Annotated in this window: 15 protein-coding genes; 11 read left to right on the forward strand and 4 right to left on the reverse strand. The window is 30.6% G+C overall.

What is annotated here, in order from left to right:
- Positions 1-50 precede the first annotated feature (50 nt).
- The 10 genes from pdxA (at position 51) to MPF19_RS12035 (ending at position 7,111) form a co-directional block, all read left to right on the forward strand.
- Entirely contained in the window at positions 51-1,085 is a 1,035-nt protein-coding gene (pdxA, locus tag MPF19_RS11990) for a 4-hydroxythreonine-4-phosphate dehydrogenase PdxA (RefSeq protein ID WP_249988434.1), read from the forward strand.
- Positions 1,086-1,156: 71 nt separating this feature from the next.
- Positions 1,157-1,693 carry a YceD family protein gene (locus tag MPF19_RS11995; RefSeq protein WP_203391910.1) on the forward strand — a complete coding sequence of 179 codons (537 nt, stop codon included), beginning with the start codon at positions 1,157-1,159 and terminating at the stop codon, positions 1,691-1,693.
- Position 1,694: 1 nt separating this feature from the next.
- On the forward strand, positions 1,695-1,892 hold the full coding sequence (gene rpmF / locus MPF19_RS12000; RefSeq protein ID WP_068448735.1) for a 50S ribosomal protein L32: 198 nt from the start codon (positions 1,695-1,697) through the stop codon (positions 1,890-1,892).
- Between the two features lie 154 nt (positions 1,893-2,046).
- Positions 2,047-3,042 carry a beta-ketoacyl-ACP synthase III gene (locus MPF19_RS12005; RefSeq protein ID WP_249988435.1) on the forward strand — a complete coding sequence of 332 codons (996 nt, stop codon included), beginning with the start codon at positions 2,047-2,049 and terminating at the stop codon, positions 3,040-3,042.
- 25 nt (positions 3,043-3,067) lie between these two features.
- Entirely contained in the window at positions 3,068-3,544 is a 477-nt protein-coding gene (accB, locus tag MPF19_RS12010; protein ID WP_203391912.1) for an acetyl-CoA carboxylase biotin carboxyl carrier protein, read from the forward strand.
- Between the two features lie 82 nt (positions 3,545-3,626).
- Positions 3,627-4,964: an acetyl-CoA carboxylase biotin carboxylase subunit gene (gene accC / locus MPF19_RS12015; RefSeq protein WP_249988436.1), complete on the forward strand. Its 1,338-nt coding sequence runs from the start codon at positions 3,627-3,629 to the stop codon at positions 4,962-4,964.
- A gap of 91 nt (positions 4,965-5,055) precedes the next feature.
- On the forward strand, positions 5,056-5,505 hold the full coding sequence (locus MPF19_RS12020; RefSeq protein WP_249988437.1) for an Lrp/AsnC family transcriptional regulator: 450 nt from the start codon (positions 5,056-5,058) through the stop codon (positions 5,503-5,505).
- Between the two features lie 124 nt (positions 5,506-5,629).
- The gene (locus MPF19_RS12025; RefSeq protein WP_203391915.1) at positions 5,630-6,037 is read left to right on the forward strand and encodes a response regulator; all 408 of its coding nucleotides are present in this window, start codon (positions 5,630-5,632) and stop codon (positions 6,035-6,037) included.
- Positions 6,038-6,070: 33 nt separating this feature from the next.
- Positions 6,071-6,385, forward strand: a complete 315-nt coding sequence (locus MPF19_RS12030) for an Hpt domain-containing protein (RefSeq protein WP_203391916.1) — start codon at positions 6,071-6,073, stop codon at positions 6,383-6,385.
- 18 nt (positions 6,386-6,403) lie between these two features.
- Complete coding sequence (locus tag MPF19_RS12035; RefSeq protein WP_249988438.1) at positions 6,404-7,111, forward strand: LytR/AlgR family response regulator transcription factor; 708 nt, start codon at positions 6,404-6,406, stop codon at positions 7,109-7,111.
- Positions 7,112-7,435: 324 nt separating this feature from the next.
- Here MPF19_RS12035 and MPF19_RS12040 read toward each other — a convergent pair whose 3' ends face one another.
- Complete coding sequence (locus MPF19_RS12040; RefSeq protein ID WP_249988439.1) at positions 7,436-10,273, reverse strand: M16 family metallopeptidase; 2,838 nt, start codon at positions 10,271-10,273, stop codon at positions 7,436-7,438.
- 841 nt (positions 10,274-11,114) lie between these two features.
- Here MPF19_RS12040 and MPF19_RS12045 point away from each other — a divergent pair.
- On the forward strand, positions 11,115-12,899 hold the full coding sequence (locus MPF19_RS12045; protein WP_249988440.1) for a glycoside hydrolase family 2 protein: 1,785 nt from the start codon (positions 11,115-11,117) through the stop codon (positions 12,897-12,899).
- Positions 12,900-13,236: 337 nt separating this feature from the next.
- Here MPF19_RS12045 and MPF19_RS12050 read toward each other — a convergent pair whose 3' ends face one another.
- Genes MPF19_RS12050 through MPF19_RS12060 form a run of 3 tightly spaced genes read right to left on the reverse strand, consistent with a single transcriptional unit; the run spans position 13,237 to position 15,196 of the window.
- Positions 13,237-13,869: an NAD(P)-dependent oxidoreductase gene (locus MPF19_RS12050; protein WP_249988441.1), complete on the reverse strand. Its 633-nt coding sequence runs from the start codon at positions 13,867-13,869 to the stop codon at positions 13,237-13,239.
- A gap of 21 nt (positions 13,870-13,890) precedes the next feature.
- On the reverse strand, positions 13,891-14,745 hold the full coding sequence (locus tag MPF19_RS12055) for an alpha/beta fold hydrolase (RefSeq protein ID WP_249988442.1): 855 nt from the start codon (positions 14,743-14,745) through the stop codon (positions 13,891-13,893).
- 40 nt (positions 14,746-14,785) lie between these two features.
- Positions 14,786-15,196 carry an Rrf2 family transcriptional regulator gene (locus MPF19_RS12060; protein ID WP_284041503.1) on the reverse strand — a complete coding sequence of 137 codons (411 nt, stop codon included), beginning with the start codon at positions 15,194-15,196 and terminating at the stop codon, positions 14,786-14,788.
- Positions 15,197-15,495 lie beyond the last annotated feature (299 nt).

Below are 15,495 nucleotides of genomic sequence, written 5' to 3' on the forward strand. Positions count from 1 at the left end.
TTTTAGTTACTTTTGTGGTATTCAAAAATAGGAATAATAGAAGAGTTACTATGGATAAATCTGATAAAATTATAGTTGGTATTTCAATAGGAGATTTAAATGGAATAGGTTTAGAAGTAATTCTAAAAACTTTTCAAGATAAAAGAATGCTAGATTTTTGTACACCCGTTATTTTTGGAAGTACAAAAGTAGTTTCTTATCATAAAAAAGCATTAAAATCAGAGACTCCTGTTCATGGAATAACCTCTTTAAATCAAATTAATCATAATAAGATTAATATACTAAATATTTGGAAAGAAGATGTTTCTGTTGAATTAGGGAAGGCAACGAAAGAATCTGGTGAGTATGCAGCAAAATCATTAGAGGCAGCAACGACTTATTTAAAAGAAAAAAAGATAGATGTTTTAGTAACTGCACCAATTAATAAAGAAACCATACAATCTGATACTTTTAATTTTCCGGGACATACTGAATACTTAGAAGATAAACTAGAAGGAAAGAGTTTGATGATTTTAATGACAGATGCATTACGAATTGGGTTAATTACTGGGCATATTCCTATCTCTAAAGTAGCAGAGACTATTACTTCGGCATTAATTAAAGAAAAAGTAGGAACAATGTATGCTTCGTTGGTACAAGATTTTGGTATCAATAAACCAAAAATAGCAGTTTTATCATTAAATCCACATTGTGGAGATAAGGGAGTTATTGGTGTTGAAGATGATGAGATTATAAAGCCGACTATAGATGAAATAAAAGAATCTGGTAAGTTGGTTTTTGGACCTTATGCAGCAGATGGATTCTTTGGTTCTGAAACATATAAGCAGTTTGATGGTGTTTTAGCAACTTATCACGACCAAGGTTTGGCGCCATTTAAAGCGTTGTCTTTTGGTAGTGGAGTAAATTATACGGCAGGTTTAAGTGAGATTAGAACATCACCAGATCACGGTACAGGCTTTGATATTGCTGGAAAAAATATAGCAAATGCATCTTCTTTTAAAGAAGCATTGTTTACTGCAATTGAAATTTATAAGACAAGAAAAGAATATAAAGAGCTTACAAAAAGTCCTCTTTTAGTAAAATAAAAAACTTTTAAAAGAAAACAGTGTAAAATAAGAATTTTTTATATCTTTGCACGCTCAACTGATATTTGGAAATGAAATACTTAAAGGAATTCAACATACCGTTTGTAGGATTAAAAGAAGGAAGTCATTTGTTTGAATATGAAATTGATAATACGTTCTTTGACGCCTTTAATTTTGATGAATATGAAAGTTCATCAATTAAAATCTCATTAGATTTTATAAAGAAGAGTACATTATTAGAGTTAACTTTTACTGCCAATGGTTATGTAGAGGTGCCCTGTGATGTTTCTAATGAACTTTATAAACAAGATGTTCAAGCAGTTTTACCTTTAGTTGTAAACTTCGGACCAGAATTTAATGATGAAAATGAGGAGATTTTAATCTTACCTCATGAGGCGTATGAGTTTAGTGTAGCTCAGTTTATTTATGAAATGATTGTATTATCAGTTCCAAATAAAAGGGTTCATCCAAAAGTATTAGACGGAACAATGGACTCTGAAGCATTAAATAAGTTAAGAGAATTAGAAATAAAAGAAGTAAAGACTGTTGAAGAGACAGACCCAAGGTGGGATAAATTAAAGAATTTAATAACAGAAAAAAATACATAAAATGGCACATCCTAAAAGAAAGATATCTAAAACTAGAAGAGACAAAAGGAGAACGCATTATAAAGCCGCTTCTCAACAAATAGCAACAGATCCAACAACAGGAGAGTCGCATTTATACCACAGAGCTCACTGGCATGAAGGTAAATTATACTACAGAGGACAAGTAGTATTAGAATCGGCATCAGCAATTGAAGCATAAGAATTAAAAGTTTTTGAATAAAAACCCTCATTAAATGAGGGTTTTTTTGCGTTTTTAAAGTAAAAATCACTTCTTTTGATAATTAATACTTTAAAAAGTGAAATAAAAATCACTACTTTTGATTTTCCTAACCACATGGAAAACAACTAAAATTATGACAAAAATCACTGCAGCAATTACAGCAGTAGGGAAATATGTTCCTGAATATGTTCTAACTAATAAAGAGTTAGAAACCATGGTAGAAACAAATGATGAGTGGATTACCAGTAGAACAGGAATTAAAGAAAGAAGAATTTTAAAAGGAGAAGGTTTAGGTACTTCATACATGGCTATAAAAGCCGCAGAAGAATTACTAGAAAAATCAAAAGTAAACCCAGCAGAAATAGACCTAATTATTGTTGGTACTGCAACACCAGACTTACCTATAGCATCTACAGCAGCTTATGTTGCGTCAGAAATAGGAGCAATAAATGCTTTTGGTTATGATTTGTTAGCTGCATGTTCTAGTTTTTTGTACGGTATGTCTACTGCCGCAAGTTATATAGAGTCTGGTAGATATAAAAAAGTGCTATTAATAGGGGCAGATAAAATGTCTTCGATTATAGATTATAAAGACAGGGCAACCTGTATTATTTTTGGAGATGGAGCAGGAGCTGCATTGTTTGAACCTAATTATGAGGGGTTAGGTTTGCAAGATGAATATTTAAGAAGTGATGGTGTAGGAAGAGACTTTTTAAGAGTAGAAGCAGGTGGTTCTGTAATGCCAACAACCAAAGAGACAGTGGAAGGAGATAAACATTTTGTGTATCAGGAAGGTAAAACTGTTTTTAAATATGCCGTTTCTAGTATGGCAGATGTTGCAAAAAAAGTGTTAACCAGAAATAATCTTATAGAAAAAGATGTTCAATGGTTAGTTGCTCATCAAGCTAATAAAAGAATTCTTGAAGCAATTGCTAAAAGGATAGAAATGCCATTAGAGAAAGTAATGATGAATATTCAAAAATATGGGAATACTACATCAGCAACTATACCTCTTTTACTGGCAGATTATGAAAGTCAATTAAAAAAAGGAGATAATTTAATTTTTGCGGCATTTGGTGGCGGTTTCACATGGGGAGCAGCTTACGTAAAATGGGCGTATAATTCATAAATACAATAACTAAACAATTATGAGTATGGATATTAAAGAGATTCAAAATCTTATAAAATTTGTAGCTAAATCTGGCGCTAGCGAGGTAAAGTTAGAAATGGAAGATGTAAAGATTACGATTAGAACTGGTTCTGGAAAAACAGAAACAACAATTTTACAAGCAGCTCCAATGGCAGGTATGCCTCAAGTAGCAGCTCCTATTGCAGCGCAACCAGTTGCTACTTCAGAAGCAGCTGTACAAGCAGAAAGTGAAGATTCTAAATATATTACTGTAAAGTCTCCTATTATTGGAACATTTTACAGAAGACCATCTCCAGATAAATCTAATTTTGTTGAAGTAGGAACTGATATTTCTATAGGAGATACTGTTTGTGTAATTGAAGCAATGAAATTATTTAATGAGATAGAGTCTGAAGTTTCTGGTAAAATTGTTAAAGTATTAGTTGATGATTCTTCTCCTGTAGAGTTTGATCAACCATTATTTTTAGTAGACCCATCGTAATAGAAAGAGTTTAGATTTTTGAGTTTAGATTTTAGACTTTCTAGCTCATAACTCATAACTTATAACTTATAACTCTTAAATTATGTTTAAAAAAATATTAATTGCCAATAGAGGAGAAATAGCACTTCGTGTTATTAGAACCTGTAAAGAAATGGGCATTAAAACTGTTGCAGTATATTCTACTGCAGATGCAGAAAGTTTGCATGTAAGATTTGCTGATGAAGCAGTTTGTATTGGTCCAGCACCAAGTTCAGAATCTTACTTAAAAATGTCTAATATTATTGCAGCTGCAGAAATAACGAATGCAGATGCAATTCACCCAGGTTACGGATTTTTATCTGAGAATGCTAAATTTTCTAAATTATGTGAAGAGCATAATATTAAATTTATTGGAGCAACAGGAGATATGATTGATCAAATGGGAGATAAAGCAAACGCTAAATCTACTATGATTGCTGCAGGTGTACCTTGTGTTCCAGGAAGTGAAGGTGTTATTGAAACCTTTGAAGATTGTGAAAAAATAGCTCTTGAAACTGGGTATCCAGTAATGCTAAAAGCTTCTGCAGGAGGTGGAGGTAAAGGAATGCGTGCTGTTTGGAAAGCCGATGAATTAAGAGATGCTTGGGATGCTGCAAGATATGAATCTAAAGCAGCTTTTGGTAATGATGATATGTATATGGAGAAGCTTATTGAAGAGCCAAGACATATAGAAATTCAGATTGTTGGAGATTCTTACGGAAAAGCATGTCATTTATCAGAAAGAGACTGTTCTGTTCAACGTCGTCATCAAAAATTGACAGAAGAAACTCCTTCTCCTTTTATGACGGATGCATTAAGAAAGAAAATGGGTGCTGCAGCTGTTAAAGCGGCAGAATTTATTAAGTATGAAGGTGCCGGAACCGTAGAATTTCTTGTTGATAAACATAGAAATTTCTTCTTTATGGAGATGAATACTCGTATACAAGTAGAGCATCCTATTACAGAAGAAGTAGTAAATTACGATTTAATTAGAGAACAGATTTTAGTGGCTGCAGGTGTGCCAATTTCAGGGAAAAATTACTTCCCTCAAATGCACTCTATAGAATGTAGAATTAACGCAGAGGATCCTTATAATAATTTTAGACCAGCACCAGGAAAAATTACAACATTCCATTCTCCAGGAGGGCATGGAGTAAGAGTAGATACACATGTATATGCAGGGTATATGATTCCGCCAAATTACGATTCTATGATTGCTAAATTAATTACGACTGCTCAAACAAGAGAAGAAGCAATTAATAAAATGAAGCGTGCTTTAGATGAATTTGTAATAGAAGGTGTTAAAACAACAATTCCTTTCCATAGACAATTAATGGATCATCCAGATTACGTTGCCGGAAACTATACAACTAAGTTTATGGAAGATTTTGTAATGAAATAAAATATAAAACCTTAGTTTAAATTTAATATAAAAATAGAGAATACAATTTGTGTTCTCTATTTTTTTTATCTTTATAGTTAAAGATCTTAAGATGAAAATAGACGGAATTGATAAAAAAATTATTAGAAGTTTAATAAAAGACGCAAGGACACCTATTTTAAGTATTGCTAGAGAAGTTGGTATCTCTGGAGCTGCAATCCATCAAAGGTTAAGAAAATTGGAGAAATCAGAACTAATTGATGGTTATCAAATGATGGTAAATACTAAGGCTTTGGGCTATAATACAACCGCTTTTGTAGGGGTTTTTTTAGAAGCTTCTGCAATTTTATCATCTGTAATCAAAAGACTTAAAGAAATTTCGGAAGTAGTAGAATGTCATTATACAACCGGTAGTTTTACAGTTTTTATTAAGGTATTATGTAAAAATAATGAAGATTTAATGTATTTGTTAGATAGTAAGTTAAAAGTTATTAAAGGAGTTGTTAAATTTGAAACATTTATTTCTTTAAATAAACATATTGAGAGGCAAATACACATATAAAAATAAACTGAACTCTAAAATTTTACCATTTAACGAGTTTTTACTTCATGTAAACTAACAAATTTTTTATTTCTTTCTTAATAGTTCAATTTTACATAGTTCTAAACAAAAAAAGTTAAAAGAAATGAAATCTCTCTCCATATTACTTATTGATGACGATGAATTGGAAAGAATTAAGTTTAAAAAAGTATGTAAAGATATTTGTTTTTCATGCACAATAGTTGAAGCGGTAGATGGAAAACAAGCTTTACATTTTTTAAGTGCAAAAGGTAAAACTTTCGATATTATTATTTTAGATTTACACATGCCTAAAATGAACGGTCTTGAACTTTTAAGAATATTAAAGTCAAATACCGAGTATAAGAATATTCCTGTAGTCATAATGTCTAATTCAGAAGATAGTACAGAATTACAAGACTGTTATAATTTGGGGATTTCTGGCTATTTTACAAAACCAGCACAATATTCTCAATATTCTGAAAAAGTAAAATCATTATTAGATTATTGGAAAAGGAATGAACTTAATGAATAATAATTAGATTTTTTTAAAACAATTCTAACAAAAATGGAGACCCCAAATTTAAATTATATAAAAGAGCTTTCTGGAGGAGATTTAGAATTTGAAGAAAATATCATTGAGCTGTTAAAAAAGGAATTTCCTGAAGAACATATGCTCTTTAATGAGAATTTTTCTAAAAAAGAATATGTAGAGGCTGCTAATAATGTTCATAAGATAAAACATAAAATTAGTATTTTAGGTTTGAAAAAAGGGCTAGAATTAGCTTCTAGATTTGAAAAAGATTTAAAAAATACTAACACAGAATTATATAATGATTTTGTAAATATTTTAGACAAAATTCATGTATATTTAAAGGTCTAATAATTTTTTAAATATAGTATGATTGGTATAATAATAGATGATGATGCAACGGCAAGATTAATTATTAAGCAGTTATGTAGTAATTCTAAAGAAGTTTCTGTAATAGAGGAGTTTAGTTCTGCTATAGAAGCTGTAAAGTATCTTAATTCTAATGATGTCGATTTAATATTTTTAGATATACACATGCCTACATTTTCTGGTTTTGACTTTATACAAACGTTAAAATCGCCTCCAAAAATTATTTTAACTACTTCAGACATGAATTTTGCTTTACAAGCATTTGAATATGATTGCGTGATTGATTATATAGTAAAGCCTATTACTAAAGAAAGATTTAATAAATCTTTACAGAAATTAGCGGGCTTAAATAAAATTAAAAATTCTATAAATCTAAAGGATGTGTCTAAGGAAGATTCTAGTTTTATTTATGTTAGTGTAGAAAGAAGGCTTGTTAAAATTAATATTCCAGATATCTATTTTGTTGAAGCAAAAGGAGATTATATTAGCATTAAAACAGAAGGGAAAAATTATATAGTACATTCCACACTAAAGAAAATAGAAGATAAGTTACCGTCTTCTTTATTTTTAAGAATACACAGGTCATTTATTATTAATATTTCAGAGATTGTTGATATAGAAGATAATAGTGTGCTTATTCAAAAAAGTGTTATTCCGATTAGTAGATCTAATAAAAGTGAATTAATGAGAAGGTTAAACTTGCTTTAAAGTAATTTATTGGCCTCAGTTTAATAAAACCTATGTACTTTACTCTGATTTTGTTATTTCAAGAATTGTAAATGTTTAATAATTTAGATTGTTTTAGTTCTATTTAAAGACTTCTCTATGAGATGTAACGTCTTAATTAAAAGGTTGTTTTTTATATAAGTATCTGGTTCTTAGAAGTACTAATATTACAAACGCTGTAATAAATAGGATAGATCTGTTGCGGCTCATGGTGCCTTTTGTTTGAAAAATTTAAAGCATAAGAATATAAAAAAAGCCCTAATTTCAATTTTGAAATTGGGGCTTTTTTATGGAAGTGTTTTATATCTAATTTTTTATTTTTTCTTGTCTTTTATTCAGTAAAATAGGTTCTCCATACCCTAATTCTTTCATTCTTTCCAATTGTGTTTCTGCATCACCCACAACCAACCAGATCATTTTATTAGGATTCACATATTTGTTTGCTAACGCTGTAATTTGTTCTTTGGTCATGTTATTAACCGTGTTTTCTTGGTCTTTTACATAGTCTGCACTCCAGCCATAGTCACTAATATTAGACAACATATTTAGTTTTGCTCTAGAAGTTTCAAAAGCTCTTGCATTACTTTTAATTAAAAAACTTTTGGTAGTTTCTAAATCTTTATCGGAAAAAGTAGTTGGGTATTCTTCTAATATTTTTTGTACAGCTTGGGCAGATTCTAAAGTTACATTACTTCTTACGCCGCTAGAAATGGTAAAAGCACCTTTTGCTTTTGTGCCAGAAAAACCAGAACGAATTCCGTACGTATATCCTTTTCCTTCTCGTAATTCTTGTGTTAAACGAGAAGCAAAGCCACCACCACCAAGAATGTAATTCATAACTGAAGCAGCGTAAAAATCTTTATCTGTTGCTGCTAAAGCAGGTGCGCCAAATTGTAAAACAGATTGTTTTGCATTCGGAATATCATAAAAATAAACAGTAGGTTTAGTTGGTGTTTCTGGTGTTTTATATACCGGAATTGTAACTTCTTTTGCTTTCCAATTTGTGTTTAAACTGCCTAAAGAAGCAATTACTTTTTCTTTAGAAATATCTCCTACAACTAACATTTTTGCTATAGAAGGAGAAATGAACTTGTTGTAATATTCTTTTAAATCATTAATTGTTATTTTTTCTACGGATGTTGTTGTTCCTAAAATGTTTTTAGAACGGATATTGTCTTTTCCGTAGATTAACGCGTTATAAGCATTTCTAGCTACAGAATTAGGGCTAGCTTCTTCCTGACGTAAATTAGCAATGGTCGCTTTTTTTAATAAATCGAATTCGTTTTTATCGAACCTTGGTTCTAATAATATTTCTTCTGCTAAAGCTAACGTTTTATCATAGTTTTTGGCTAATGTTGTTCCGCTTAAGGTTATGTTTTCAACATCTGAAGACACATAGATAGAAGCACCTAATTCTTGAATAGCTTCTTCTAATTCTTTTACAGTTTTATTTTTTGTTCCTTTGTTTAATAGATTCGCCGTTAAATTAGCAACCCCTAATTTATCCATAGATTCTAATAATTGGCCACCATTAATAGTTATATTAAAACGAACCAAAGGAACTTCGTCATTTTCAATTCCAAAGATTTTTAAACCATTCTTTAAACTACTTTCATACACTTTTGGAACTGCTAAAGAAGGCGTAGCTCCGTAAGGTGGTTCTATCGTTCTATCAAAAGAAGAAGGTGTTTTCTCGTATGTTGCCGCAATTTTAGGATCGAATTTTTCTTCTGCTCCTGTTACAATTTTCTCTTCTACAACATCTGCTAACTGAGAATTTGTTAATGCTAATTCAGTACTGTTTTTAGGAACAAAACTTGTTGCTATATAATTTTTGTTTTTTATGTATGTATTATAAACACGCATTACATCTTCTGTGGTAACGGATAATGTTCTTTTAATATCTTCTGTAACAAAGCCAGGGTTGCCTAAATAAGTATTGTAAGATGCAAGGTTAGTTCCTTTACCTAAAACGCTAGAAAGGCTTGCGTAAAAATCAGTTTCCTGACCTGCTTTAATTCTATTTAAATCTTTTTCTGATATTCCTTCAGTTTCAAACTTTGCCAATCCTTTTTCAACTCCAGCTTTTACATCGTCTAGTTTTACATTATTAAAAGCGCGTATAGAAATTTGAATTTCTCCTGCCAATTCAGAATTTCTGCTGTACATACCTGTTCTAGATGTCAATTTTAAATCATCAACTAAAACTTGATTAAGAGGGGCAGATTTACCATCTGTTAAATATTGAGATAATACGTCTAGTGCATAAGAATCTGGATTGTATTGCGCTACTGTTGGCCAAACCATTGTTAATTGTGGTACTCTTGCAAAGTTATCTTCATAATATAAAAATTTCGTTTCTTTAACTACACCAGGTCTTTTAACCAATACAGGTATTTCTTCTTTTCCTTTCGGTATTTCATCAAAATATTTATGAACCCATTTTGTTGCTTGTGCAATATCTATATCTCCAGATAATACTAAAGTTGCGTTGTTAGGTACATACCATTTCTTATAAAAATCTTTTACATCTTGTAAGGTTGCATTTTGTAAATCTTCTAAAGAACCAATAACTTGCCAGTTATATGGATGGTCTTTTGGGTATAAGTTTTTACCAATTACATATTGGTTATGTCCGTACGGTCTGTTGTCTATACTTTGTCTTTTTTCGTTTTTTACTACTTGTTTTTCTTTTGCTAAAACCGGGTCTGTAACGGTGTTTATAAAATATCCTAATTTATCGGCTTCTGCCCAAATCATTTTCTCTAAACCATCTTTTGGTACCGTTTGTAAGTAATTTGTTCTGTCTCTAGAAGTAGATCCGTTTGCGCCAGAACCACCAATTCTTGCACTCATTTTATCCAATCCACCTTTTCCTAGATTTTCAGATTCTAGGAATAATAAATGTTCAAATAAATGTGCAAAACCAGTTCTACCTTCAATTTCTCTGGCAGAACCAACATGAACCATTAGTTCTACAGCCACAACTGGGTCGGATTTATCTACATGAAAAACAACATCTAAACCGTTTTCTAATTCAATTTTTTTATAATTGATGCTAAGTTCGGGTGTTTTTTCTTCTTTTGATTGTTTACAACTTAAAAAACAAGTTGTTGCTAAAATTACAAGTAGTATTTTTTTCATTTGGGTTGATTTTAAGCTTTTAAAAATACTTAAATTTATTGATAGAGGTATTTTTGTGTTGTTAAATATTATGAGAAAAACACTAAAACTTCGTGTTGGATTTTGAATATTATTTAATAGAAATAATGCTTTTGTCGTTTTTTTTCTTGCAAGGTTTACAGCGTAAGATTTATAGATCTGTTTGCTGAGTGTGGTCTAAGTTTTTATTGATTGAATTTTAACGAGATATTTAGAGCGAAAAATAAGAACTTGAGAAAGTTTATTTTTTTTTAGACTAATTTTTTTGGTTTGGTTTTTCCAATATTGTAATTGTTTTTCTACGTGCTTACGAGCTTCTGTATCAACTAATTTTTTAATCCTTTCATTAGCGTTTATACCTACAGTCAGCAATTCCTTATACAGAACATCTTTATTTGATATATCCTTTGGTTCGCTAAAAAAAGATGCTACTAAACGCTAATTTAATTCGGTTTGCAAACTATAACCTTTGGCATAGGCTAGTAAAATATGGTCATTTTTGGTGCGTATTATTTTAAAGCCATCAAATAGGTCAAATTTAAAGCCTTCAGTTTCTACCAATTTAAAAAACAGAGAAGAGTTTATCAAATAAAAGGTAGAGAAATTAGATATTCGAGAGAATTAAATAATACTAATTTGTATTGGTAAATCTGCTCTAAAAAACGCCTATACTATTTCTTGAATTTTATTGATTTAATAAGCCGTTTACACTGTGTATTTTTTAATGGACTACCTCCATAAGCCGAAATCAACATTTTATGATCATTAAATTTAATGAGTTAGATTTATAATGTAAATTCGTTTATTAAATATTTTTAACATAATGAAAAGATTCTTAATTACATTCATCTATCTTATACTTGCTATTGGTTTAAATGCTCAAAGCTTTATAATGAACCCTTATGGCAGAGACAATACCAAATTATTAAACGGAAAATGGAATGCGATAGTCGACCAATATAGTAGAGGAGAAAAAAAGCAATTTTATCTGAATCAAATTGCTACAGAGGACACTAAGTTTTTAGAATATGGATTTGAAGGAGCTATGAGGCTCGATGTTCCCGGAGATTTCAACTCACAATACCCAGAGTTAAAATATTATGAAGGAGATATTTGGTATCAACGTTATTTTGAAGCAAACAAACAAAACCATAAACGATCTTTTATTTATTTTGCCGGAGTAAGTTACGAAGCAACTGTTTGGTTGAATGGAAAAAAAGTAGGAAATCATGAAGGAGGTTTTACACCATTTCAATTTGAAGTAACCGATTTATTGAAGGAAGGCAAAAATGATATTGTTGTTAAAGTAAATAATAACAGAAAAAAAGATCGGATACCAGCTATGAATTTTGATTGGTGGAATTATGGTGGAATTTTAAGAGATGTATTTCTTGTTCAAACACCAGATACTTTTATTCGCGATTACAAAATACAATTAAAGAAAAATGAAAAAAAAATAATTTCTGGTTATGTACAGTTAGATGGAGCAAAATTATCGCAACAAGTAACCGTTTCTATTCCTGAACTGAAAATTGAAAAAATTGTTAGCACCAACAATAAAGGATATGCTTCTTTTGAAATAAAAGCAAAACCAAAATTATGGAATCCTGATTCGCCAAAAATGTATAACGTATCTATTATTTCAGAGCAAAAAGAACAAGTAAAAGATGAAATTGGATTTAGAAATATAAGTGTAAATGGAGATGACATTCTTCTAAACGGTGAAAAAGTATTCCTTAAAGGGGTTAACTTTCATGAAGAAATACCACAACGCTTAGGACGTGCTTATTCCACTGCCGATGCAGCTATGATTATAGAAGAGGTTACTGCATTAGGTTGTAATTTTATACGTACTGCTCATTATCCTCAAAACGAACATATCATCCGCTTGGCAGAAAAAAAAGGACTCATGATTTGGGAGGAAATTCCTCTTTGGCAAGGAATTGATTTTAAAAACCCTGTTGTACTAGACAAAGCAATAAATATGCTACGTGAAATGATTTATCGCGATAAAAACAGAGCAGGAATTATTATTTGGAGTGTAGCAAATGAAACGAAGCCTAGTAATTATAGAGATAAAGTGCTTACAGATCTAATTAATCTAGCCCATGAGTTAGATGATACCCGCCTTGTTGGAGCTGCTTTTGACAATCCACGTTATGATCAAGAAACTTCAACGTTTAATATAAAAGATGATATCTCAAAAATTGTTGATGTGGTAGGAGTAAATAAATATATGGGATGGTACATGCCATGGCCAACCGACCCATCAAATATAAAATGGAATGTAGCTCTTGATAAACCTCTAATTATGACAGAGTTTGGCTGTGAGAGTTTATATGGAAAAATAGGCGATAAAGATAAAGCACATTCTTGGAGTGAAGATTACCAGAAAGATTTATACTTAAAAAACCTTGAAATGTTCAAAAACATTCCGAACCTTAGCGGAACGAGTCCGTGGGTATTATTCGATTTTCGCTCACCATATAGATGCCACCCTAAAAACCAAGAAGGATGGAATCGTAAAGGACTTATTTCTGATAAAGGACAACGTAAAAAAGCCTGGTTTGTGATGAAGAATTATTATAATAATATTGATATGAAATAGCCGTACAAGCAAGTATCGTATAGGATCGTATCGTTGTTATTAAGGCCTCTGCGCTGAAAAAAAACATACTCTTTTCTACTATAAATCACGTTAAGTTCTATGATATTTAGATCTCGTTTTTAAGTTGTTGCTATAATTACAAGTAGTATTTTTTTCATTTGGGTTGATTTTAAGCTTTTAAAAATACTTAAATTTATTGATGTTGATTTACTTGCATTGTTAAATAAAAATGAAATACAAACCTTCTTATTTTTGATTTAGAGTACATAATAATAGCGACTTTGATTAAGAACCAAAGTCGCTATTATTTTTAGACATCGTTGTATGTCGTTTTATACTAATACCCAATTGTAAAACGTTTTTTACTATAAGCAGGTTTTTCAACTTCGTTCATAATTCCTACAGCAAAATCTTCCATAGAAATAGAGCTTTCACCTTTATCATTAGCGAGCAAGTAATCACCTGCAACTCTAAATTTATTAGTTCTTTCTCCTTCAAAAATATAAGCAGATGGTGAAACGTTTGTCCAGTTTAATACAGATTCTTTAAGGTAAATGTTTTCCAATGCTTTTTGGTGAGAAACTGCAACAGCTTTATAAGCTGCTGGAAATTCTGGTGTATCTACTAATAGCAAATCTTCACTTACTTTTAAACTACCGGCTCCTCCTACAGCTATTAATCTAACGTTGGCCTTTTTTGCAGCTGCTACTAGTGCCTTAGAAGCATCAATAATTAAGTCTGTATTTTCTAGCGGTGGCGCATAAGCACTTATAACAACATCACTACTCTTAAAAATTTCTGCTAGAGCATTTACATCAAAAATTTCTGCTTTTTCTATGTTAACATTATTTAATCCAAAAAAACGACTGTCTTTTGAGGTTACTAGTTGTAATTCATGATTTCTTGTTGCTGCTTCTTTTGTAATTCTTTGTCCGATGTTTCCACCAGCTCCAATAATTGTTACTTTCATTTTTATGATATTTAATTGTACTTAATTTTTTATAAATTTTTGTATTTTTTCTGCTACTTCAACGGCATATTCGTCTAATAAGAAATGGCCACCATTAAAAAAATAAGATTGAATATTTTTAATATCCTTACCATAAGCATCACCTCCCGATTTATTAAAAAACGGATCGTTTTCTCCCCATACAATTAAAGTATTAGGCTGATGAGTTTTAAAGTAATCTTGCCATTCTGAGTATTTTGAAAAGTTGGTGCCATAATTATAAAACATGGCTGTTTGTATTTCTTTTGCTCCAGTTCTATTTAAAAAAGCGTTATCCATTAAATAGTAAGAAGGGTCAATGTTTTCTGGTGTTGATGATCCTCCAAGATGCTGTTCCTTAAGACCTTCAAGAGACATTAAATAACCTTTAAAATTATTAAGGCCTTCTAAATCATTATTTTTTTGAAATTGTTCAATTTTTTTAGCCCATTCTCCTAAGCCTTCCATATAGGCATTTGCATTTTGAATTATTAAACCTTTGATTAATTCTGGTTTTTTTGAGGCAATTCTAAATCCGATGGGTCCACCATAATCTTGAACCAATAAATAAAAAGGACCAAGCTTTAGAGTGGCTATAAATTCTTCTATTATTGCGGATACATTATCAAAAGTATATTCAAACTCAGATGTTGTTGGCGCCTCGCTTAATCCAAACCCTGGGTAATCTGGAGCAATAAGATGATAATCTTCTGAGAGCTCTTCCATTAACCCTTTAAACATGTATGAGGAAGATGGAAAGCCGTGGAGTAGGAGTATGGTCTCTTTGTTTTGCTGGCCTTCTTCTCTATAAAATATCTCTAGACCATTTATTTTAATTGTTTTATTCTTGTTATTCATTTAATGTAATTATTTTTGTTACAGTTGTGGTTAAAAAAAATCAAAATTGATTTTTAAATTCTTCAAGTGTTTGTTTCTTTAGCTCTTCACTTATAGCAGTATCTATTGTATTTAATAAAGATTCTAATCTGGTATTTATTTGTTTACCAACCTTACAATTAGGGTTGGGTGTATTTTTAAGCAGTGATAATACGTTATCATCACCTTTTATGAGATTAAAAATCTCAGATAAATATATTTTGTTAGCATCTTTTAGAATGTTAATTCCACCATGTTTTCCTTCTTTACTTTGAATTAAACCACCTTCCTTAAGTGTTGCAAGTTCTTTTCTAACCAATACCGGATTTATATTTAAGCTCTCAGCTATTAAAGTAGATGTTAACCAATCTTCTTTATACATTGCAAGTAAAGTCATAATATGTAAGGCGATTGAAAATCTTGTCTTTATCAAAATATACTGTATTTTTTTTTATTACAGTACAAATGTAATAAAATATTTTAATAAAAATGGTTTTGATGTTTAAATTTTTGAAAAGACATACAACTCTAATAATGTAAAATTGTTTCAATATGTTTGTCCATTTTAGCAATCTTTTTAAAGTTTTTAAGTCCGTTCTATTTTTGATGTTATTAATAAGTTAATAAGATTTGTAACTGAGGCAATCGAATTTATTGAAGTTAGATTTAGTAAAGTGTTGCAAAAGTTTAATTTATAGAAATGCTGTTGATGTTAGAGCTGCTTTAGCAGAA

The sequence above is a fragment of the Polaribacter sp. Z014 genome (assembly GCF_023555435.1).
Lineage (GTDB): Bacteria > Bacteroidota > Bacteroidia > Flavobacteriales > Flavobacteriaceae > Polaribacter.